The organism is Microbacterium sp. JZ70 (genome assembly GCF_053903225.1).
In genome coordinates, this window is sequence record NZ_CP096405.1 from 3,376,450 (window position 1) to 3,396,004 (window position 19,555).

General features: G+C 72.5%; 17 protein-coding genes and 1 tRNA gene. 6 read left to right on the forward strand and 12 right to left on the reverse strand.

What is annotated here, in order from left to right; all coding sequences use genetic code 11:
- Nucleotides 1-111: 111 nt before the first annotated feature.
- The gene (locus M1D46_RS15575) at nt 112-1,065 is read right to left on the reverse strand and encodes a helix-turn-helix transcriptional regulator (protein WP_456286012.1); all 954 of its coding nucleotides are present in this window, start codon (nt 1,063-1,065) and stop codon (nt 112-114) included.
- Nucleotides 1,066-1,196: 131 nt separating this feature from the next.
- Between M1D46_RS15575 and M1D46_RS15580 the strand changes: the two genes are divergently transcribed.
- A complete protein-coding gene (locus M1D46_RS15580; RefSeq protein WP_456286013.1) occupies nt 1,197-1,595 on the forward strand; it encodes a VOC family protein in 399 nt (132 codons plus the stop codon).
- A gap of 56 nt (nt 1,596-1,651) precedes the next feature.
- Here the strand turns inward: M1D46_RS15580 and nusG are convergent, their stop codons facing one another.
- The 4 genes from nusG to M1D46_RS15600 form a co-directional block, all read right to left on the reverse strand.
- On the reverse strand, nt 1,652-2,662 hold the full coding sequence (gene nusG, locus M1D46_RS15585) for a transcription termination/antitermination protein NusG (RefSeq protein ID WP_456286014.1): 1,011 nt from the start codon (nt 2,660-2,662) through the stop codon (nt 1,652-1,654).
- A 98-nt stretch (nt 2,663-2,760) separates the two neighbouring features.
- Nucleotides 2,761-3,024, reverse strand: a complete 264-nt coding sequence (gene secE, locus M1D46_RS15590; protein WP_271173643.1) for a preprotein translocase subunit SecE — start codon at nt 3,022-3,024, stop codon at nt 2,761-2,763.
- A gap of 35 nt (nt 3,025-3,059) precedes the next feature.
- Nucleotides 3,060-3,132: transfer RNA gene (locus tag M1D46_RS15595), tRNA-Trp, on the reverse strand.
- Between the two features lie 137 nt (nt 3,133-3,269).
- Nucleotides 3,270-4,739 (reverse strand): helix-turn-helix domain-containing protein, encoded by a 1,470-nt coding sequence (locus M1D46_RS15600; RefSeq protein ID WP_456283769.1) that lies wholly within the window; start codon nt 4,737-4,739, stop codon nt 3,270-3,272.
- A gap of 145 nt (nt 4,740-4,884) precedes the next feature.
- Between M1D46_RS15600 and aceA the strand changes: the two genes are divergently transcribed.
- The 3 genes from aceA to M1D46_RS15615 all read left to right on the forward strand — a co-directional run bounded on the left by aceA (nt 4,885) and on the right by M1D46_RS15615 (nt 9,239).
- On the forward strand, nt 4,885-6,201 hold the full coding sequence (gene aceA, locus M1D46_RS15605; protein ID WP_456286015.1) for an isocitrate lyase: 1,317 nt from the start codon (nt 4,885-4,887) through the stop codon (nt 6,199-6,201).
- 49 nt (nt 6,202-6,250) lie between these two features.
- Nucleotides 6,251-7,909, forward strand: coding sequence for a malate synthase A (gene aceB / locus M1D46_RS15610; RefSeq protein WP_456286016.1), 1,659 nt, complete (start codon nt 6,251-6,253; stop codon nt 7,907-7,909).
- 130 nt (nt 7,910-8,039) lie between these two features.
- Nucleotides 8,040-9,239, forward strand: coding sequence for a pyridoxal phosphate-dependent aminotransferase (locus M1D46_RS15615; RefSeq protein WP_271173647.1), 1,200 nt, complete (start codon nt 8,040-8,042; stop codon nt 9,237-9,239).
- 118 nt (nt 9,240-9,357) lie between these two features.
- On the opposite strand, the gene M1D46_RS15620 is transcribed toward M1D46_RS15615, so the two are convergent.
- The 3 genes from M1D46_RS15620 to M1D46_RS15630 are packed head-to-tail and all read right to left on the reverse strand — an operon-like array spanning nt 9,358 to nt 11,346.
- Nucleotides 9,358-10,494 carry a UDP-N-acetylmuramate dehydrogenase gene (locus tag M1D46_RS15620; RefSeq protein ID WP_456286017.1) on the reverse strand — a complete coding sequence of 379 codons (1,137 nt, stop codon included), beginning with the start codon at nt 10,492-10,494 and terminating at the stop codon, nt 9,358-9,360.
- Nucleotides 10,491-10,895, reverse strand: a complete 405-nt coding sequence (locus M1D46_RS15625) for a MaoC/PaaZ C-terminal domain-containing protein (protein ID WP_271173649.1) — start codon at nt 10,893-10,895, stop codon at nt 10,491-10,493. The genes M1D46_RS15620 and M1D46_RS15625 overlap by 4 nt, the downstream gene beginning before the upstream one ends.
- A complete protein-coding gene (locus tag M1D46_RS15630) occupies nt 10,888-11,346 on the reverse strand; it encodes an FAS1-like dehydratase domain-containing protein (RefSeq protein WP_271173650.1) in 459 nt (152 codons plus the stop codon). Before M1D46_RS15630 ends, M1D46_RS15625 begins: the two co-directional genes overlap by 8 nt.
- Nucleotides 11,347-11,680: 334 nt before the next feature.
- Between M1D46_RS15630 and M1D46_RS15635 the strand changes: the two genes are divergently transcribed.
- Nucleotides 11,681-12,172, forward strand: coding sequence for an FBP domain-containing protein (locus M1D46_RS15635; RefSeq protein WP_282979476.1), 492 nt, complete (start codon nt 11,681-11,683; stop codon nt 12,170-12,172).
- A gap of 11 nt (nt 12,173-12,183) precedes the next feature.
- On the opposite strand, the gene M1D46_RS15640 is transcribed toward M1D46_RS15635, so the two are convergent.
- Together M1D46_RS15640 and M1D46_RS15645 are read right to left on the reverse strand one after the other, a co-directional pair.
- Entirely contained in the window at nt 12,184-12,978 is a 795-nt protein-coding gene (locus tag M1D46_RS15640; RefSeq protein ID WP_456286019.1) for a sulfite exporter TauE/SafE family protein, read from the reverse strand.
- Between the two features lie 112 nt (nt 12,979-13,090).
- The gene (locus M1D46_RS15645; RefSeq protein WP_456286020.1) at nt 13,091-13,699 is read right to left on the reverse strand and encodes a GNAT family N-acetyltransferase; all 609 of its coding nucleotides are present in this window, start codon (nt 13,697-13,699) and stop codon (nt 13,091-13,093) included.
- 35 nt (nt 13,700-13,734) lie between these two features.
- Here M1D46_RS15645 and M1D46_RS15650 point away from each other — a divergent pair, with 35 nt between their 5' ends.
- Entirely contained in the window at nt 13,735-14,310 is a 576-nt protein-coding gene (locus tag M1D46_RS15650; RefSeq protein ID WP_456286021.1) for a 4'-phosphopantetheinyl transferase family protein, read from the forward strand.
- Here the strand turns inward: M1D46_RS15650 and M1D46_RS15655 are convergent.
- Together M1D46_RS15655 and M1D46_RS15660 are read right to left on the reverse strand one after the other, a co-directional pair.
- On the reverse strand, nt 14,298-15,629 hold the full coding sequence (locus tag M1D46_RS15655) for a M1 family metallopeptidase (protein WP_456286022.1): 1,332 nt from the start codon (nt 15,627-15,629) through the stop codon (nt 14,298-14,300). The genes M1D46_RS15650 and M1D46_RS15655 overlap by 13 nt on opposite strands.
- Complete coding sequence (locus M1D46_RS15660) at nt 15,626-19,528, reverse strand: Pls/PosA family non-ribosomal peptide synthetase (RefSeq protein WP_456286023.1); 3,903 nt, start codon at nt 19,526-19,528, stop codon at nt 15,626-15,628. Before M1D46_RS15660 ends, M1D46_RS15655 begins: the two co-directional genes overlap by 4 nt.
- Between the last annotated feature and the right edge of the window lie 27 nt (nt 19,529-19,555).

Below are 19,555 nucleotides of genomic sequence, written 5' to 3' on the forward strand. Positions count from 1 at the left end.
TCCTCTTCCTCTCATCGAGTGAATGCCGGATGCATCCGCTCTCCCGCGCATCCGGCGGATCCGGATGGCGGTGTGTCGGCGCGCGCGAAAGCGCACGCAAACCACACAAGTCTACCGGATCGCAGAGCCGGCCGCATCGCCCTCATCCGCGTATCGCGCGAGGAGGCGCTCGCCCAGTCGTCGCAGAGCCCGACGCACGTCATCCGGCTCGATCACCTCCGCGACGTCGACCCACCCGGCGAGCTGCTCAGCCAGGGCATCCGCGCTCTGCGCGCCGACCTCGACGAGTGCGCTCCCGCCCTCGGCCCCTGGTTCCCGCGGGGCAGCCTGCACTCCGAAGCGGTCGCAGAGCGCCTTCACGGCCCACGGCTGCACGCGCACGATGGCTCGCACCTCGCCGCGCAGACGCTCGACCCGCTCCGTCATCCGCGCCCAGGCCTGCGCGGGATCGAATCCCGCGGGAGCCGCACCGGGCTCCTCGATCGCGCGCAGCTCGCGCATCCGGTCGACGCGGTAGGTGCGCAGACGGTCCTCATCGGCTGTCGTCTCCCCCGGGAGGCACGGGGCGGCGAGCAGATACCAGTTCGCGCCGCGGCTCCCGACGAGAAGGGGCACGAGGTCGAGGTGCTCCCCCGCCGACGCGCTCCCATAAACAAGCCGCACACGGCGACGTCGTGCGATCGCCCGCTGCAGCTCCGCGACCGCGGACCGCGTGCGTCCGTCGTCGCGCTCGCCCCACGGCAGGTCCCGCACGGTCGCGGCGGCGACGAGCTGCGCTCCCTCGCGGAACGGGGCAGGCGCGGCCTGCACGAGCTTGCGGATGGCCGCTGTCCGCTCCGCCGAAGGAGAGCTGGATTGCGTCACGGCGATGACCAGCGCCGTCACCTCCCCCTCGGTCAGGCCGGTGAGGTCGGTGCGAGCACCGCCGATGAGCCGCCAGCCGCCCCCGCGGCCGCGGGTGGGGTAGATCGGCACCCCCGCCATCGCGAGCGCCTCGAGATCGCGCCGCGCGGTCGGCACAGAGACCTCGAGCTCCGCCGCGAGCTCCGCCGCGGTGATCTGCACGCGCCCCTGCAGCAGGAGGAGCGCCTGGATGAGCCGGTCGGCGCGGATGTGGACCCCGTTTCTGAAGTGATCAGAAGGTGATCACTTCACCGACGAGCATAGGGGAATCAGCCCCGATCGAGGAGGACATCATGTTCCGTGGTCTCGCCCAGCTCAACGTCGTCGCCGACGACATGAGCGCAGCCGTCGCGTGGTACACCGCCGTCTTCGGCACGCCGCCGTACTTCATCCGCCCCGAGGAGGGGCCCGCGCAGTATGCGGAGTGGCGCTTCGGCGACGACGACGACGAGTTCGCCGTCATGGACGCGCGCTTCCGCCCCGTCCTCCCCCAGCCGGGAGGCGCGCTCGCGAGCCTGCACGTCGACGACATCCGCGGCGAGGTCGATCGCCTCGTGGCGCTGGGCGCGTCGCCGTTCGACCCCGTGGTCCAGCGCGGCGAGGGGTGGTGGTCCGCGTCGGTGAGCGACCCGTTCGGGAACCTCATCGGCCTGATCCAGAGCCCGCACTGGGCCGCGCAGCACGCCCGCTGAACGGCGAACGCCCCGCCGGCGGGAGCCGACGGGGCGTTCGCGACGCGCGAAGCGGGTCAGATCTTGGTGACCTGGTCGAACGAGAGCTCGACGGGCGTCTCGCGTTCGAAGAGCGACACGAGCACCGTGAGCTTGCCGCTCTCGGGCTTGATCTCGCTGATCGAACCGGGAAGGCCGGCGAACGAGCCCTCCTTGATCGTGATCGTCTCGCCGATCTCGAAGTCGACCTCGGCCGGGATGACGCGAGCGGGGGCCGCCTGGCCCTTCTTCGACGCGCCCTTGGCGGCCTGGGCCTGCGCCTCCTTGAGCTCCGCGAGCGGCTTCAGCATGTTGAAGGCCTCTTCGAAGCGGAGGGGCGTCGGGTTGTGGGCGTTGCCCACGAAGCCCGTGACGCCCGGCGTGTGGCGCACGACCGACCAGGTGTCCTCGTTGAGCTCCATGCGCACGAGCACGTAGCCCGGGATGCGCACGCGCGTGACCATCTTGCGCTGGCCGTTCTTGATCTCGACGACGTCCTCCATCGGGACCTCGACCTGGTAGATGTCGTCCTCGACCTCGAGCGTCGACTTGCGCTGCTCGATGTTGGCCTTCACCTTGCGCTCGAAGCCCGCGTACGAGTGGATGACGTACCACTTGCCCTCGAGCGAGCGCAGCTCGCGGCGGAACGCCTCGTAGGGGTCGTCCTCGGCGTCCGACTCCTCGTCGTCGGCGTCGTCGCCGACCTCGGGGCCGTCGTACGGTGCGACCTCCTCGGCGGCAGCCGCCGCGGCCTCGTCGGCCTCCTCGTCCGCGGAGTCCGTGAGGACCTCGGCAGCAGCCTCGACCTCAGCGGCCTCGTCGATGTTCAGTGCGTCGTTCACGATCGCGTCGGCCTCCGGGTCGTCGATGTCGATGTCCTCGTCAGAGTCCTCGTCGAAGTCGCCCTCGACGTGCATGGCGTTGTGCTCGGCGGACGAGCTCGAGCGCTCCTCCTCGGCGAGGACGTTGCCCTCCTGGGCCTCGTCCTCTTCGCTCGACTGCTCAGCAGCCGTCGCCAGGTCGACGTCGTCGGCATACTTCTCAGACACGTGGTTTCTCTTCCGTTCCGGACGCCGAGAGGCGTCACGCAGACTTGCTCTCTCCATTGTGGCGCGGAGAGGGCATGCGCGTCATCCGACCGGCTGGATCAGCTCGGGACGCCGAAGACCACCGTCGTGACCCACGAGAACAGGTAGTCCAGGCCGTACACGAGGGCCATCATGATCACCACGAACCCCAGCACCACGGCGGTGAACTTCAGGAGTTCCTTGCGCGTGGGAGTGACGACCTTGCGGAGCTCGGCGATCACCTGGCGGATGAAGATCACGATGCGCGCGAAGAAGCCTGCCTTCTTGCCGCCGGTCGTGCCAGCCGCCGCGACGATCTCGCCGCCCGAAGCGTCGTGGGCCATGGGTTACCTTTCGTGAGTCAGCTGTCGCTGACGCGCAGGGCGGACAGGAATCGAACCTGCAACCTGCGGTTTTGGAGACCGCTGCTCTGCCAATTGAGCTACCGCCCTAGAGATCGTGCGATCTCAGGAATGCCCCTCCCCGACTGCCGTCGTGCACGAGGCACAGCGGAAGAATGCAGAGGAGCACTGCTTCATCCAGCATACGGCATGCCGATGGGCACCGCGAACCGAGGCGCGCCGTCCGCTCAGCGCGCGTCCGCGTGCTCGCGCGGCGCGTGGGCTTCCAGGAACGCGTACACATCGGTCGTGTCGACGCCCGGGAAGGAGCCGGTCGGGAGCGTCGCGAGCAGGGTGCGCGGCGTCCGCACGTTCGGCCACGCGCCATCCCGCCACGCGGACTCGAGCTCAGCGGGCGGACGCCGACAGCAGGTCTCGACCGCGTGCCGCGACACGCCGCGCTGGGGCGTGTCGCGCCCCACGAACCACTTCGTGTCGTCGAAGCGCACGCCGACGCTCACCGAGTGCGCGCCCTGGCTCGAATGCTCCACGCGCGCCGTGCACCAGTAGGTCCCGTTGCCCGTGTCGGTGTACTGGTAGTACGGGTTGAACCGGTCGTCGACGTCGAAGACGACGCGGCTCGTCCAGAGCCGGCAGCACAGCTGCCCCTCGATCGAACCGAGGCGGTCGGTCGGGAAGTTGACGTCGTCGTTCTCGTAGGCCTTCGTGATCGTGCCCGACTCGTGCACCTTGAGGAAGTGGACGGGGATGTCGAGGTGCCGGGTCGCGAGGTTCGTGAACCGGTGGGCTGCGCTCTCATACGACACCGCATAGGCGTCGCGGAGGTCCTCGATGGAGATCGCGCGTCGCGCCTTCGCCTCGCGCAGCACGGGCACCGCGTGATCCTCCGGGATGAGCAGGGCGCCGGTCAGGTAGTTCTGCTCGACGCGCTGCCGCAGGAACTCCCGATAGTCCGAAGGCGCCGAGTGCCCGAGCACGCGGCTGGCGAGCGCCTGCAGCACCGCCGTGCGCGGGTCGCCGCTCACCCGGTCGGAGAGGTAGAGCCGCCCGTGGCGGAGGTCGGCGACGCTGCGCGTGGTCTGCGGGAGGTCGGGCACGTAGTGGAGCGTGAAGCCGAGATGCGCCGCGATGTCGCTCGCGGCGCGCTGCGTGAGCGGCCCTCCCGGGTGGTCGATCGCCGCGAGGAGCTCGCGCGCCTTCTGCTCGAGCTCCGGGAAGTAGTTGTCCTGCCGTCGCATGAGACGGCGCAGCTCGACGTTCGCGCGGCGCGCCTCCTCGGGCGTCGCCGAGCGCTCGTCATGCAGGCGGTCGATCTCGCCGGTCAGGCGGAGGATGGCTCGGAGCACGTCGTCGGGGACGGCCTTGGGGATGCGGAAGGGCTCGATCCCGAGGGTCTGCATGCGCGGCGAGCGCAGCGCCCGCTCGAGCGCGATCTCCATGCCCGCCCGCTCGTCGAGCGCGTCGGCCTCGAGCAGCGCGTCGATGCCCACGCCGAGCGCCTTCGCGATCGTGCGCAGCATCGACAGGCGCGGCTCGCGCCGCCCGTTCTCGATCATCGAGAGCTGGCTCGGTGCGCGCCCGACCGCCGCCGCGAGCGCATCGAGCGTCATGCCCCGCTCGGCGCGGAGCTGGCGGATGCGGCGCCCCACGGCGAGCGCGTCGGGCCCGTCCTCTTCGACTTCTTCTGCGGCGACCATGCGCCGATGATGCCACAGGACATCCGATCTGCAGAAGATCTCGTGAACTTCTCCTCACGAACCGTCCCCGAGTCGCTCGACTTTCTCGGATCGTTGTGTTCACGACAGCACGCGGCACCCGCCGCTCACCACGAGGAGCACGATGATGAGCACCCCCGAAGAGAACACGACCGCCGGTCGCCGCCCTGGCAACCAGACCCAGACGGCCGAGGAGCTCCGCCTCGAGTGGAGCGCCGATCCCCGCTGGAACGGCATCACGCGCGACTACACGGCCGAGGACGTCATCCGCCTGCGCGGCACCGTCCGCGAGGAGGCGACCCTCGCCCGCCGCGGCGCGGAGGTCCTGTGGGAGCGCCTGAACTCGGACGAGTACATCCGCGCGCTCGGAGCGCTCACCGGCAACCAGGCGGTCCAGCAGGTCCGTGCAGGGCTCAAGGCGATCTACCTCTCCGGATGGCAGGTCGCGGCAGACGCGAACCTCTCCGGGCAGACGTATCCCGACCAGTCGCTCTACCCCGCGAACTCCGTTCCGGCCGTCGTGCGCCGCATCAACAACGCGCTCCTCCGCCAGGACCAGCTCGAGCACGCCGAGGGCGAGGTGACCCGCGACTGGCTCGCCCCGATCGTCGCCGACGCGGAGGCCGGCTTCGGCGGCCCACTCAACGCCTACGAGCTGGCGCACGCGATGATCCAGGCGGGCGCCGCCGGCATCCACTGGGAGGACCAGCTCGCGAGCGAGAAGAAGTGCGGGCACCTCGGGGGCAAGGTCCTCGTGCCGACGCAGCAGCACATCCGCACGCTCAACGCCGCGCGGCTCGCGGCCGACGTCGCGGGCGTGCCGACCATCCAGATCGCGCGGACCGATGCCCTCGCAGCCGACCTCCTGACGAGCGACGTCGACGAGCGCGACCGCGCGTTCACGACCGGCGAGCGCACGGACGAGGGCTTCTACCGCGTGCGCAACGGCATCGAGCCGGTGATCTCCCGCGGGCTCGCCTACGCCCCGTACGCCGACCTGCTCTGGGTCGAGACGGGGACCCCCGACATCGAGCTCGCCCGCGAGTTCGCGGCGGCGATCCACGCCGAGCACCCCGGCAAGATGCTCGCCTACAACTGCTCGCCCAGCTTCAACTGGCACCGCGCGCTGTCCGACAGCCAGATCGCGTCGTTCCAGGCGGAGCTCGCCGAGCTCGGCTACCGGTTCCAGTTCATCACCCTCGCCGGCTTCCACGCCCTCAACCACTCGATGTACCAGCTCGCGCGCGGCTACGCCGAGCGCGCGATGACGGCCTACGTCGAGCTGCAGGACGCCGAGTTCGCCGCCGAGGCCGACGGCTACACCGCCACCAAGCACCAGCGCGAGGTCGGCACCGGCTACTTCGACCACGTGTCGACCGCCCTCAACCCCTCGAGCGCCACCCTCGCTCTCGTCGGCTCCACCGAGGCCGAGCAGTTCCACTGATGCCGCACCCGGCTCAGGCCATCCGCTTCTCTTCCCTTCAGGAGTCATCATGACCATCACCGACATCGCCCCGCCCGCCGCCGACGAGCGCTACCGCGCGCGCACCGCCCCGTCGATCGAGGTCGCCGGCCGCCTCCACGAGCGCTTCGAGGAGATCCTCACCCCTGAGGCGCTCGCGTTCCTCGCCCAGCTGCACGAGCTCTTCGCAGGCGCGCGCTACGACCGTCTCGCCGATCGGATGCGGCGCGGCTACGAGATCGGCAACGGCCGGGACCCGCGCTTCCGCGAGGACACCGCGCGCATCCGCGAAGACGCCTCCTGGCGCGTCGCGGGCCCCGGGCCGGGTCTCGAGGACCGACGCGTCGAGATCACCGGCCCGACCGATCCGCGCATGACGATCAACGCGCTGAACTCGGGGGCCCGCGTGTGGCTCGCCGACCAGGAGGACGCGACGAGCCCGACCTGGCGCAATGTCATCGGCGGGCAGCTTTCGCTGCGCGACGCGATCCGCGGCGACCTCTCGTACACGAGCCCGGACGGCCGCCGCTACGAGGTCACCGCCGAGCGCACGCCCACGATCGTGATGCGCCCCCGCGGCTGGCACCTCGAGGAGCACCACCTGCTCTTCACCGACCGCCACGGGCGCACGATGCCCGCTTCGGGCTCGCTCGTCGACTTCGGCCTCTACGTCTTCCACAACGCCGAGCAGCTCATCGCCAGCGGCGCAGGCCCGTACTTCTACCTGCCGAAGATCGAGTCGGCGGAGGAGGCGCGCCTGTGGGACCACGTCTTCTCGTTCTCGGAGCAGTACCTCGGCATCCCGCACGGCACGATCCGCGCGACCGTGCTGATCGAGACGCTGCCGGCCGCGTTCGAGATGGAGGAGATCCTCTACGAGCTGCGCGACCACTGCGCGGGGCTCAACGCGGGCCGCTGGGACTACATCTTCTCGATCATCAAGACCTACCGCGGCCGCGGATCGCGCTTCGTGCTGCCCGACCGGAACGAGGTCACGATGACGGTCGACTTCATGCGCGCCTACACCGAGCTCCTCGTGCAGACGTGCCACCGGCGCGGCGCGTACGCGATCGGCGGCATGAGCGCGTTCATCCCCAACCGCAGGGACCCCGAGGCGAATGCGCGGGCGATGGAGAGGGTCGCGGCCGACAAGAAGCGCGAGGCAGCGGACGGCTTCGACGGCACCTGGGTCGCGCACCCCGACCTCATCCCCGTCGCCCAGGCGGAGTTCGACGCCGTGCTCGGAGACCGGCCGAACCAGCTCGAGCGCACCCGCGACGACGTCAGGGTGCGCGAGCGCCACCTGCTCAACCTGTGGATCGGGCGCGCGATCACCGACGAGGGCGTCCACGGGAACGTGTCCGTGGCCATCCGCTACATCGAGGCCTGGCTGCGCGGGCTCGGGGCCGTGGCGATCGACGGCCTCATGGAGGACGCGGCGACGGCCGAGATCTCGCGCTCGCAGATCTGGCAGTGGATCCGGCAGGAGCAGGTCACCGAGCAGGGCACGCCGATCACCCGCGAGTACGTGTCGGAGCTCGTCGACCGGGTGCTCGGCGAGGTCGAGCGCTCGGAGGGAGACCGCTTCGACGAGGCGGCCGAGGTCTTCCGCGACGTGGCCCTGAGCCCGACGTTCCGTGCCTTCCTCACGACGAAGGCCTACGCCGACCATCTCGTCGAGCGGGACTGACGTCCTGCGCCCGTGCGAGTCGGAGCCTCGGGCCTCCGGCTCGCACGGGCTTGACCAGGGCGAAGGAACGGCCGAGTTTTCGCCCCGTCGGCGAGCGGCGCGCCCGCGTCGCGCCGACTACGCTGGGGGCGTGACCGACCGCGCACCGCTCTCTCGCAAGCTCTCCGCCATCGCCGAATCCGCGACCCTCAAGGTCGACGCCAAGGCGAAAGCCCTGAAGGCCGAGGGCAAGCCCGTCATCTCGTATGCCGCCGGCGAGCCCGACTTCTCGACGCCGCAGTTCGTCGTGGACGCGGCGGCCGAGGCGCTCCGCAACCCGGCGAACTTCCGCTACACCCCCGCCGCGGGTCTCCTCCCGCTGCGCGAGGCGATCGCCGCGAAGACCCTCCGCGACTCGGGCCTCGAGGTGTCGCCGAGCCAGATCGTCGTGACGAACGGCGGCAAGCAGGCCGTCTACCAGGCGTTCCAGGCCGTCGTGAACCCCGGCGACGAGGTGCTCCTGCCCGCGCCGTACTGGACGACGTACCCCGAGGCCATCCGCCTCGCCGACGGCGTCCCGGTCGAGGTCTTCGCGGGCGCCGACCAGGAGTACAAGGTCACCGTCGAGCAGCTCGAGGCCGCGCGCACGGAGCGCACGACCGTCCTCGTGTTCGTATCGCCCTCCAATCCCACCGGCTCGGTCTACACCGCCGAGGAGACCGCCGCGATCGGCCAGTGGGCGCTCGAGCACGGCATCTGGGTGATCACCGACGAGATCTACCAGAACCTCGTCTACGAGGGCACGCGCGCCGTGTCGATCGTCGAGGCCGTCCCCGAGCTCGCCGGCCAGACCCTGCTGCTGAACGGCGTCGCGAAGACGTACGCCATGACCGGATGGCGCGTGGGCTGGATGGTCGGGCCCTCCGACGCGATCAAGCTCGCCGCGAACCTCCAGTCGCACCTCACGAGCAACGTCAACAACATCGCGCAGATCGCGGCGACCACCGCACTCAGCGGACCGCAGGACGAGGTCGAGGAGTTCCGCACGGCGTTCGACCGCCGTCGCCGCCTCATCGTCTCGGAGCTCGCGAAGATCGAGGGCGTCACCGTGCCGAACCCGCTCGGGGCGTTCTACGCGTACCCCGACGTGCAGGGCCTGCTCGGCCGCGAGTGGAAGGGGCGCCGCATCGAGACGTCGCTCGAGCTCGCCGACTTCATCCTCGACGAGGCCGAGGTCGCCGTCGTGCCGGGCGAGGCCTTCGGCCCGAGCGGCTACCTGCGCCTGTCGTACGCGCTCGGCGACGACCAGCTGCTCGAGGGCGTCCAGCGCCTCCAGGAGCTCTTCGCGTAACACCCCGTCGGTCGGCCCACCACGGCCCACGAGACTAGCCCCCGTCGTCGAGACCGGCGCTCCGAGCACCGGTTTCGACCACGGGGGCTAGTTTCGATGATGTAGGGGGGGGACGGCGCTACAGCTCGACACCCACGAGGACGGGCTCGGGCTGCAGCACGATGCCGAACTCCGCCGCCACGCGGCTGCGGATGAAGCGCGCGAGCTCGGCGATCTCCCCGCCGGTGGCGCCGCCGCGGTTCGTGAGCGCGAGCGCGTGCTTGGTCGAGACGCCCGCGCGCGATCGCGGCAGGCGGAAGCCCTTCTCGATGCCCGAGTGCTCGATGAGCCATGCGGCGGGCACCTTCACGTCGGCGCGCGTGCTCACCACGCGCGGCAGGGCCCCGTCGTAGGACTCGAGCGGGATGACGACGACCGGGTCGAGATCCGGCTCGACGGGCCACCGCGGGCACTCGTCGGGCAGCGTGCGCGCGACCGACTCGGGCAGGATCGGGTTCTGGAAGAACGAGCCCGCGCTGTGCGTGTCGGCGTCGGGGTCGTCGAGGACCATGCCCTTGGACGCCCGGATCGCGAGGACGTGATCGCGGATCCACGCCAGCGAGACCGCCGCGTCCTCGGCGACGCCGAGGGCGCTGCGCAGCCGCGCGTCGCGGATGGGCCGCTCGCCCGTGCCGACCTGCTCGAGCTCGAGCGTGAGCGAGAGGATGACCGCCTCCCGCTCGGGCACGGACCCGTAGTGGCGCTTGAGCACCGACGTGCGCGGGCCGAGCGCGAGGTCGGCGGCCGGGACCGTCGACACCTCGCCCGTGGACGCGTCGATGAGGTCGACCTCGACGAGCGTCTGGACGATCTCCTGCCCGTAGGCGCCCACGTTCTGGATCGGCGCGGCCCCCGACGTGCCGGGGATGCCCGACATCGCCTCGATGCCCGCGAGCCCGTTCGCGACCGTCCAGGCGACGAGCTCATCCCAGTTCTGGCCGGCCTCGACGCGCAGTCGGACGCGGCCCTCGCGTGCGCCGCCGACGACCTCGAAGCCGCGGGTGAGGATGCGGACGACCGTGCCGGGGAACGGCTCGTCCCCCATGAGCAGGTTCGACCCGCCGCCGAGGACCATCCACTCGCCGTCGTCGCTCCAGACGTCGCGCAGGACCGCGACGAGCTCGTCTCGCGTGTGGGCGTCGATCATGCGCTCGGGCGCGGCACCGACCCGCAGGGTCGTGAGCTGCGAGAGGGGGATGGGCGCGATCTCGCTCATGCGCGGCGCACGCGCACCTGCGCCTTGCCGAGCACGGTCGTGTCGGCGTGCGTCACGGTGAGGTCGATGCGCACGGTGTCGTCGGCGACCTGCCCGACCTTCGCGACGACCGAGACGTCGGCGCCGGTCTCGGCGTCCACGACGACGGGGCGCGTGAAGCGCACGCCGTACTCTGCGATCCGGCCGGTGTCGCCGAGCCACTCCGCGATCGTGCCGACCGCGAGGCCCATCGTCAGCATGCCGTGCGCGAGCACGCCGGGCAGGCCCACCGACTGGGCGACGTCGTCGCGGTAGTGGATCGGATTGAAGTCGCCGGATGCCCCGGCATAGCGCACGAGGGACTCGCGCGTGAGGTGCACGGTGCGCTCGGCGACGACCTCGCCGACGGTGAGCTCAGACATCCGCGCTCTCCTCTCCCCCGACGAGCAGGACCGACGTCGCGGTGACGACGTGGCGCCCCTCGGCGTCGACGATCTCGGCGTCGCTCGTGATCATGGCGTTCGAGCCGACCGAGCGGATGCCCGTGACGGTCAGCTGCGCCGTGAGCTCGTCGCCCGCGACGATCGGGCGCGTGTAGCGGAAGCGCTGCTCGGCGTGGATCGTCCGCTCCAGCGCGATGCCGCTGTCGGGCTCGCCCAGCAGCTGCTGCAGCGTGTGGTCCTGGACGACCATCGCGAAGGTCGGCGGCGCGACGACGTCGGCGTAGCCGAGCGCGCGCGCGGCCTCCGGGTCGCTGTGCTGCGGCGCGTCGGCGAAGACGGCGCGCGCGAACTCGCGCACCTTCTCGCGACCCACCAGATACGGGGGCGTCGGCGGGAACTCTCGTCCGACCAGTTCGGGGTTCACAGGCACCCGGCCATCCTAACGAGGCCGCCTCCAGGCGCGGTCGGTAGACTGCCGCACGTGTCCCATCGTGTGAGCCCGCGTCGCGGGCGTGAGGAGGTCGTCGGCGCCGCTCGCGCCGACGACAGAGCCTGAGCCGTCGCCGCGCCCCTGCGCGGCCCGTCGCTCCGGCGCGCCCTTCTGCGGCGTGCCGTGCTCTCGCCATCCGCGCGAGACCTCACCACTCCCGCGAGACCGCGACCCTCTCGCGAGACCTCCTGCACGGCAGGCGGCCTCGCCATCGGCCGGAGTCCCGCTGACACACGACGCCGCGCACGCACGCGGCCGCCTTCGAGGACATGACATGAACACCCTGACCGAGCGCGACATCCGCGCCTCCTTCGTCAACGCCTCCCGCAAGGAGGTCTCCGACCTGACCCTCCCGGTCGACTTCGCCGAGCGCGACTTCGATCGGCTCGACTACCTCGGCTGGGCCGACCCGAAGCTCCCCCGACGCGCGTACGTCGTCGCGGAGCTCGGCGGGCGCCCCGTGGGCGTGCTCCTGCGCCAGGCCGAGCAGCGCACGGGCGCCCGCGCCCTGTGCTCATGGTGCGAGGACGTGACCCTGCCGAACGACGTGCAGTTCTTCGCGGCGCGCAAGACGGGCCCCGCCGGCCGCAAGGGCGACACGATCGGCACCCTGGTGTGCGCGAACTTCGGGTGCCCCGCCGCCGTGCGGAAGCTCCCGCCCCTCGCCTACCAGGGCTTCGACCGCGAGGCGGCGCGCGACGAGCGCATCCGCCGTCTCGGCGAGCACGTGCGGGCGTTCATCCGCGCGCTCGGCGTCGAGGGCTGACGCCGCCGGGGTCACCCCTTCGCGCGCGCGGCGCGGATGGCCTTCTGGGCCATCTGCGCCGCGATCACGACGAGGAAGACGGCGAAGAGGATGTTGCCGACCTGCGGGTCGACGAGGTTCGCGACCCACGTGCCGAGCGGCGCGGTCGCGCAGGCCGCGAGGCCCACGCCGACGGCGGCGGCGACGTCGACGTTGTGCTTGCGGATGTTCGCCACGGTGCCCGAGAGCGACGTCGGGATCATCATGAGCAGCGACGTGCCCTTCGCGACGAGGTCGCTCATCCCGAAGAGCAGCATGAGGACGGGCACGACGACGATGCCGCCGCCGACGCCGATGAGCCCCGACACGATGCCGGTCACGAGGCCGAGCACGACGAGGCCCGCGCCGCTCCAGACGTCGATCTCGAGCACGGCGTCGCGCGAGGGCACGATGAGGAAGAGGCTGATCATGACGACGACGAGGAAGCCGACGAAGATCCACCGGAGCACGGGCTCCGACAGCGCGTGGAGCATCCGCACGCCGATCTGCGCGCCGAAGACGGCGCCCGCGGCGATGAGCAGCGCCGCGATCCAGTCGACGTCGCCGTTCACGGCGTAGGAGATGACGCCGACGATCGCCGTCGGGATGATCGCCGCCGACGACGTGCCCGCGCCCAGGCGCTGCGTGAAGCGGACGAGGAGCACGAGCAGCGGGACGATGACCGTGCCGCCGCCCACGCCGAAGAGCCCGGACAGGAAGCCCGCGAGCGCGCCGATCCCGACGAACGCCGCGATGGCCCCCGCGCCGCGGCGGCGCACCTCGGTCACTGCGCCGACCCGATCGCCGACACCGCGCCATCCCTCGTCATCCGTCCGTGAGCCATCCGTCCACGCTACCAACGGCATGTTTCCGGCGATGACGCGCGGGGCGCGCGCGGCGTCAGCGCAGCGCGCGGACGAACACCGCCGAGTCGCGGGCGCTCTCGACGCGGGTGAACCCCAGGCGCGGGTAGAACGCGAGCGCGCCCGTGTTCGCGGGGTCCGCGGCGAGGTGCACGCCCGGCACCCCGCGCTCGCGCAGCGCGTCGAGCAGGGTCTCGACGAGGCGCCGCCCCCACCCCTGTCCCTGCAGCTCAGGCAGCAGGTCGATGTGGAGGTGCGCGGGATGGGCGGCGAGATGCGGCTGGTCCTCGGGGCCCCGGCGATGCGCGTACCGGAGGAGGTCGGCTTCGCGCCCGGGACGATCGCCGGGGTCGGGGAACCGCGCGGCGCGCGGCGGCCACCACGTGTCGCGGAACCAGGTCTCGAAGGCGGCCGTGTCGGGCGCGCACACGATGTAGCCGGCCGCGCGCCCTCCCGACTCGACGACGAGGGCGAGATCGGGGTGACGGTCGACGTACGGATACAGGAAGAGCTCGGGCCACAGCTCGTCGTCGCCGAGGAGGCCGGTCGCGTCGCCGCCCGCGTCGGCGGTGCGCACGCACACCTCCCCGAGGGCGGCGCGATCGGAGGGGCGGTACGGACGCATCAGCGCGGCGGATTCGCTCACGACCGCCAGGCTATCCCGCGCGGTAGCCTCGCGAGGTGCCCGTCCGCCTCGTCGCCCCGGGCGTCGCGTGGCTCGCGGCGTCCGACGCCGCCCTGCCTGCCCTGTCGTCCGCCGACGCCGAGCGCGCGGCGGCGCTGACGGCCCCGCGGCGCGCACGGTTCCTCCACGGGCGCGCGGCGCTGCGCGCGCTGCTCGACGAGCGCGCGGTCGTCGAGCCGGCACGCTGCCCCGACTGCGGCGCGCGGCACGGTGCTCCCGAGGTGCGGGCGGATGGCGCGCGCCTCTTCGCGAGCACGTCGCACGCGGATGGCGGATCGCTCGCGGCGGTCTCCCGCCGCCGCGTGGGGGTCGACGTCGAGACGGCGAGCGCTCTGCGCGTGCCTCCGCCCATCCCGGTGCCGCCCGGGGAGGATCCGCTGCGGCACTGGACCAGGGTCGAGGCCGTGCTCAAGGCGGATGGCCGCGGCCTGCGCGTCGATCCCGCCGTGGTCGCGCTCGCCCCGGCGGGCGACGGATGGCGCGCGGAGCTCGAGGGGGCCGTCTACGACGTGCGCGACCTCGCGATCGACGCCGCGCACGTCGCGGCGATCGCGGTGTCTCAGTCGTCCTGACGCGCTGGGCCCGCTGCGCGGCCGGACCGGCGCGGCGGCAGCTCGGGCAGCGCGCGCTCGTGCAGCCACGGAGCGAGCACGGGGTCGGCCATCCGCTCGAAGTCCGCCGACGCGGCCACGCCGTGACGGTGGTTCGCGGTCCACGCCCGCACGAGATCGAAGAACGCCGGATCGCCGATCGTCAGACGCAGGGCGTGCAGCGCGAGCGCGCCGCGCTTGTAGACCCGGTCGTCGAACATGAGGTCGGGCCCCGGGTCGCTCAGGAGGAGGTCCTGCGGGAGCTGACGCAGCCGCGCGTGGTGCGTGCGTGCGAGCTCGTCCGCCGAGGGGCCGCCCTTCGCCTCGGACCAGATCCACTCGGCGTAGCACGCGAAGCCCTCGTTGAGCCAGATGTCGCGCCACTGCCCGACGCCCACGCTGTTGCCGAACCACTGGTGCGCGATCTCGTGGGCGACGAGGCGCTCCGATCCGCCGCGCCCGTCGATGTGATTCGCGCCGAACACGGCCATCCCCTGCGCCTCGAGCGGGATCTCCAGCTCGTCCTCGGTGACCACGAGACGGCACACCGACATCGGGTAGGGCCCGAAGGCCCGCTCGAACGTCTCGAGGATGCGCGGGACGACCGCGAGGTCCGCGTCGACGCGCGCGGCGAGTGCGGGCGGATGCACCGCGGCGACCGGGACCCCCTCGGCCGTCTCGGCGATCTGGCGGGAGACATAGCGCCCGATCTGCACCGTGACGAGGTAGGCCGACGTCGGGGTGTCCTCCTCGAAGACGTGCGTCGTCCGCCCCGCGCGTGTCGTCGTCGACACCCGGCGCCCCGTCGCCTCGACGCGGTGGTTCTGATCGCACGCGATCGCGATCCGGTACCGCGCCTTGTCGGCGACGCGGTCGTTGCACGGGAACCAGGTCGGCGCGCCGGTGGGCTGCGAGGCCACGAGCACGCCGTCCTCGAGCTCCTCCCAGCCGATCGGGCCCCAGGGAGACCGGCGCGGCCGCGGCGAACCCGCGTAGTCGATGCGGACGTCGAGGGCTGTCCCGGCCGGGAGCTCCTCCGACAGCGTGACGCGCACGCGGCGCTCCGACTGGCGCATCTTGGCGACCTTGCGCCCGCGCACCTGCACGTTCGACGCGCGCAGCCCGACGAGGTCGAAGGACAGCACAGAGGTGTCCGCGAGCGTGACGAGGGCGATCTCGGCTCGCCCCGCGAGACGGTTCGTCGCGATGCGGTAGTCGAGGTCGACGTCGTAGCGCTCGACGCGGTACCGCGTGTCGCCGCTGCGCGGCACGTACGGGTCGGCGCCCAGGCCGGCCGTCACGAGGCGGTCGCCTGGTAGGCGCGCACCTTCACGGCTCGCCACGGCCCGATCGGGTTGCCGCTCCAGCGGCTGCCGACGGGCACGGCCTCGCCGCGCATGACGAGCGAGGCAGGGCCGACCGTCGCGTGCGCGCCGATCGAGGCCGCCGGCAGGATCACGCTGTGGGGGCCGAGGGTCGCCCCCGGCTCGAGCGTCACGGTGTCCATGCTCATGATTCGATCATGGAACAGGTGGGTCTGCACGACGCACCCGCGGTTGACCGTCGCGCCGTCGCCGAGCGTGACGAGGTCGGGCTCGGGCAGCCAGTAGCTCTCGCACCACACGCCGCGGCCGATGCGGGCGCCGAGCGACCGCAGCCATGCGGCGAGCGCGGGCGTGCCCGACGCGGGCCGCGCGAACCACGGCGCAGCGAGCATCTCGACGAAGGTGTCCGAGACCTCCGTGCGCCACACGAAGCTCGACCAGAGCGGCTGCTCCCCCGCGCGGATCGGCCCGACGATGAGCCACTTGGCGGCGGTCGAGACGAGCGCGGCGACCGCCCCGGCCGCGAGCATGACGACGCCCGAGAGCAGCAGGGTGACGACCACGCCGAGCAGCTGGGCGAGCGCATAGAGGGCGAACAGCACGCCGAGCCCGAGACCGCACGTGATCACGACGGGCACGAAGCGGCACAGCTCCCACAGCGTGCGGGCGACGCGCAGCCGGGCGGATGGCCGGAAGGTGCGGCTCTCGTCGACCTCGGCGACGACGCGCCGGAGGCGCACGGGCGGCGACCCGAGCCAGCTGGAGCCGGCCTTGGCCTTCATGGGCGCGACCGACAGCACGGCGACGAGGCCGTCCTTGGGAACGCGGTGACCGGCCGCGGCCATCCCCGAGTTGCCGAGGAACGCCCGCTTGCCGATCCGCGCGGGCGCGACCCTGAGCCATCCGCCGCGCAGCTCGTACGAGGCGACCATCGTGTCGTCGGCGAGGAACGCGCCGTCGTCGATCGTCGTCATCGACGGCAGGAGCAGAACCGTCGACGCCTCGACGTTGCGCCCGACCTTCGCGCCGAGAAGCCGCAGCCACACGGGCGTGAAGAGGCTCGAGTAGATCGGGAAGAGCACGGTGCGCGCGGCGTCGAGGAGGCGCTCGATGCTCCAGGCCTGCCACGCCGGCACGCTGCGGATGGGATACGTGCCCTCGCGCAGGCCGATCGAGAGCAGCCGCACGAGCACGACGACCGCGCCGGCGAAGACGAGGCCGGTCACGACGACGGCCGGCACGAGGAGCGCGAACGCGGCGAGCGCGGCCTCCGCGAGGTCGTCTGCCCCGCGCATGCTGAGCGCGAGCACGAGGCCGCCCGCGGCGAACGCGACGATCGGCAGGAGCGCGAGGCCCATCGACGACAGCGCATAGAGCGCCAGGTGACGACGCGGTGCGGGCGGGCGCTCCTGCGGCCATCCCCGCGTCGCGGCGCCCGCCCGGACGGCAGGCGAGCCCGACCAGTGCTGCCCCGCGCGCACGCGGCCGAACACGGCGGATCCCGGGCCGACCTCCGCGCCCTGGCCGATCTTCGTTCCCGGGGCGAGGGTGCTGCGCGCGCCGATCGTCGCGCCGGCGCCGATGCGGATGCCGCCGATGCGGACGGTCTCTCCGTCGATCCAGTACCCCGACAGGTCGACCTCGGGCTCGATCGCGGCGCCCGAGCCGACCTCGAGCATGCCCGTCACGGGCGGCATGGTGTGGAGGTCGACGTCCCGGCCGATCTTCGCGCCGAGGGCGCGCGCGTAGTAGGTGACCCACGGCGCACCCGCGAGGCCGACCGGGTCGATCTGGTCGGTGACCTTCTCGGCGAGCCAGAGGCGCATGTGCGTCGCGCCCCCGCGGCGGTAGTCGCCCGGCCGGAGTCCCGCGAGCAGCACCCGCGCGAACAGCGCGCCCAGCGCCATCCGCCCGAACGGCGTCGCGAAGACGATGAGCCCGAGGAGCGTCCACCACCAGTCGATGACCGGGAGGGCCTCGAACCCGGGGACGAGCGACAGGAGAGTCGAGGCCGTGAGCGCGTACACGAGCCAGCGGGCGCCGGTGAGGATGAAGAGCGGGATCCCGACGAGCGACTGGGTCCACTGCGTGAGCCGGGGCGTCGGCGCGGGCGTGCTGAACCCGCCGGCGGCCTCGGGGTCGACGGTGTCGAGCGCGGCTTCGGCCATCGCGGCGAGACGCGGGTGGCTGTACACGTCGGCGACCGTGAACTCGGGCGCGGTCTCGCGGATGAGCGTGACGAGCTGCGCGGCCGCGAGCGACCCGCCGCCGAGGTCGAAGAAATCGGCATCCGGATCGGCGACTGGGATGCCGAGCACGGCCTGCCAGTGCGCGGCGAGCCACGCGACGTCGGCGTCGAGGTCGGAGGCGTCGGCGTCACCCGCATCCGCGAGCGGCCACGGCAGCGCGGCCTTGTCGACCTTGCCCGATGTGCGCGTCGGCAGCTCGTCGATGACGGCGAGGGTGGGGATGAGCGGCGCGGGCAGGCGCTCGGCCAAGCGCGAGCGCGCGTCGGCGCGGTCGAAGCCGGCATCGGCGACGAGGTAGCCGACGAGGATGTCGACGCCGGCCGCGGTCTTGCGGACCGCGACCGCGGCGCCGCCGACGCCCGGGAGGTCCTGGAGCGCGGCTTCGACCTCGCCCAGCTCGATGCGGCGCCCGCCCACCTTCACCTGGTCGTCGACGCGGCCCTGGAAGAGGAGCCCCTCGGGCTCGAACCGCACCATGTCGCCCGAGCGGTACGCCCGCTCCCACCCGAGAGTCGGCATGGGCGCGTACTTCTCGGCGTCCTTGGCGGGGTCGAGGTAGCGCGCGAGGCCGACCCCGCCGATGATGAGCTCGCCGGGCTCGCCCGCCGCGACCGGGCGGCCGTCGGCGTCGACGACGGCCAGCTGCCATCCGTCGAGCGGAAGGCCGATCCGCACGGGCTCGTCGGCGCGCATGAGCGCCGCGCACGCCACGACGGTGGCCTCGGTGGGCCCGTAGGTGTTCCAGACCTCGCGGCCCTCGCCGACGAGGCGGGCGACGAGCTCGGGCGGGCAGGCCTCGCCGCCGAAGATGAGGAGGCGCACGTTCTCGATCGTGTCGGCGGGCCACAGCGCGGCGAGCGTCGGGACGGTCGAGACGGCCGTGATGCCGTGGCCGAGCAGCCACGGGCCGAGGTCGGATCCCGAGCGCACGAGCGAGCGCGGGGCGGGAACGAGACACGCCCCCGAGCGCCACGCGAGCCACATCTCCTCGCACGACGCGTCGAAGGCGACGGAGAGGCCGGCGAGCACGCGGTCGCCGGGCCCGAGCGGCTCGTCGGCGAGGAAGAGGCGCGCCTCGGCGTCGACGAACGCCGCGGCCGAGCGGTGCGAGACCGCGACGCCCTTCGGGGTGCCCGTCGAGCCCGAGGTGAAGATGATCCAGGCGTCGTCGTCGAGGCCGGGGCGCTGGTCCTCGGCGGGCTCGACGGCCGGCGCGGACGGGTCGGTGGGCTCGAAGCGCCCGCCGCCCGTGAGGACGCCGCGCACCTTCGCCTCGCCGAACACGAGGTCGGCGCGCTCCTGGGGGTCGTCCGCGTCGACGGGCACGTACGCGGCTCCCGCGGCGAGCACCGCGAGGATCGAGACGTACAGCTCCGCCGTTCCCGAGGCCATCCGCACGCCGACGCGGTCTCCGCGGCGGACCCCGTGCGTCCGCAGGCGCTGCGCGACGGCCCGCACCTGCGCGAGCAGCTCGCGGTAGCTGAGCGCTCCGTCGGCGTCCTCGATGGCGGACGCGTCGGGATGCGCCCGCGCGGTCTCCTCGAGGATGTCGACGAGGGTGCGCGGGGGTGCGGCGCTCTCGCCGCGATCGAGCACGGCGCTCTGCGCCGCCGCGGTGTCGGTCAACCTGTCTCCATCCGTGGCGTCGCCGGG

Excerpts from the sequence above, each read along its gene's own strand:
- M1D46_RS15635 (WP_282979476.1), top strand. The coding sequence starts at position 11,681 with ATGAACACCCTGACCGAGCGCGACATCCGCGCCTCCTTCGTCAACGCC.
- M1D46_RS15580 (WP_456286013.1), top strand. The coding sequence starts at position 1,197 with ATGTTCCGTGGTCTCGCCCAGCTCAACGTCGTCGCCGACGACATGAGC.
- aceA (WP_456286015.1), top strand. The coding sequence starts at position 4,885 with ATGAGCACCCCCGAAGAGAACACGACCGCCGGTCGCCGCCCTGGCAAC.
- M1D46_RS15600 (WP_456283769.1), bottom strand. The coding sequence starts at position 4,739 with ATGGTCGCCGCAGAAGAAGTCGAAGAGGACGGGCCCGACGCGCTCGCC.
- aceB (WP_456286016.1), top strand. The coding sequence starts at position 6,251 with ATGACCATCACCGACATCGCCCCGCCCGCCGCCGACGAGCGCTACCGC.
- secE (WP_271173643.1), bottom strand. The coding sequence starts at position 3,024 with ATGGCCCACGACGCTTCGGGCGGCGAGATCGTCGCGGCGGCTGGCACG.
- M1D46_RS15620 (WP_456286017.1), bottom strand. The coding sequence starts at position 10,494 with ATGAGCGAGATCGCGCCCATCCCCCTCTCGCAGCTCACGACCCTGCGG.
- M1D46_RS15625 (WP_271173649.1), bottom strand. The coding sequence starts at position 10,895 with ATGTCTGAGCTCACCGTCGGCGAGGTCGTCGCCGAGCGCACCGTGCAC.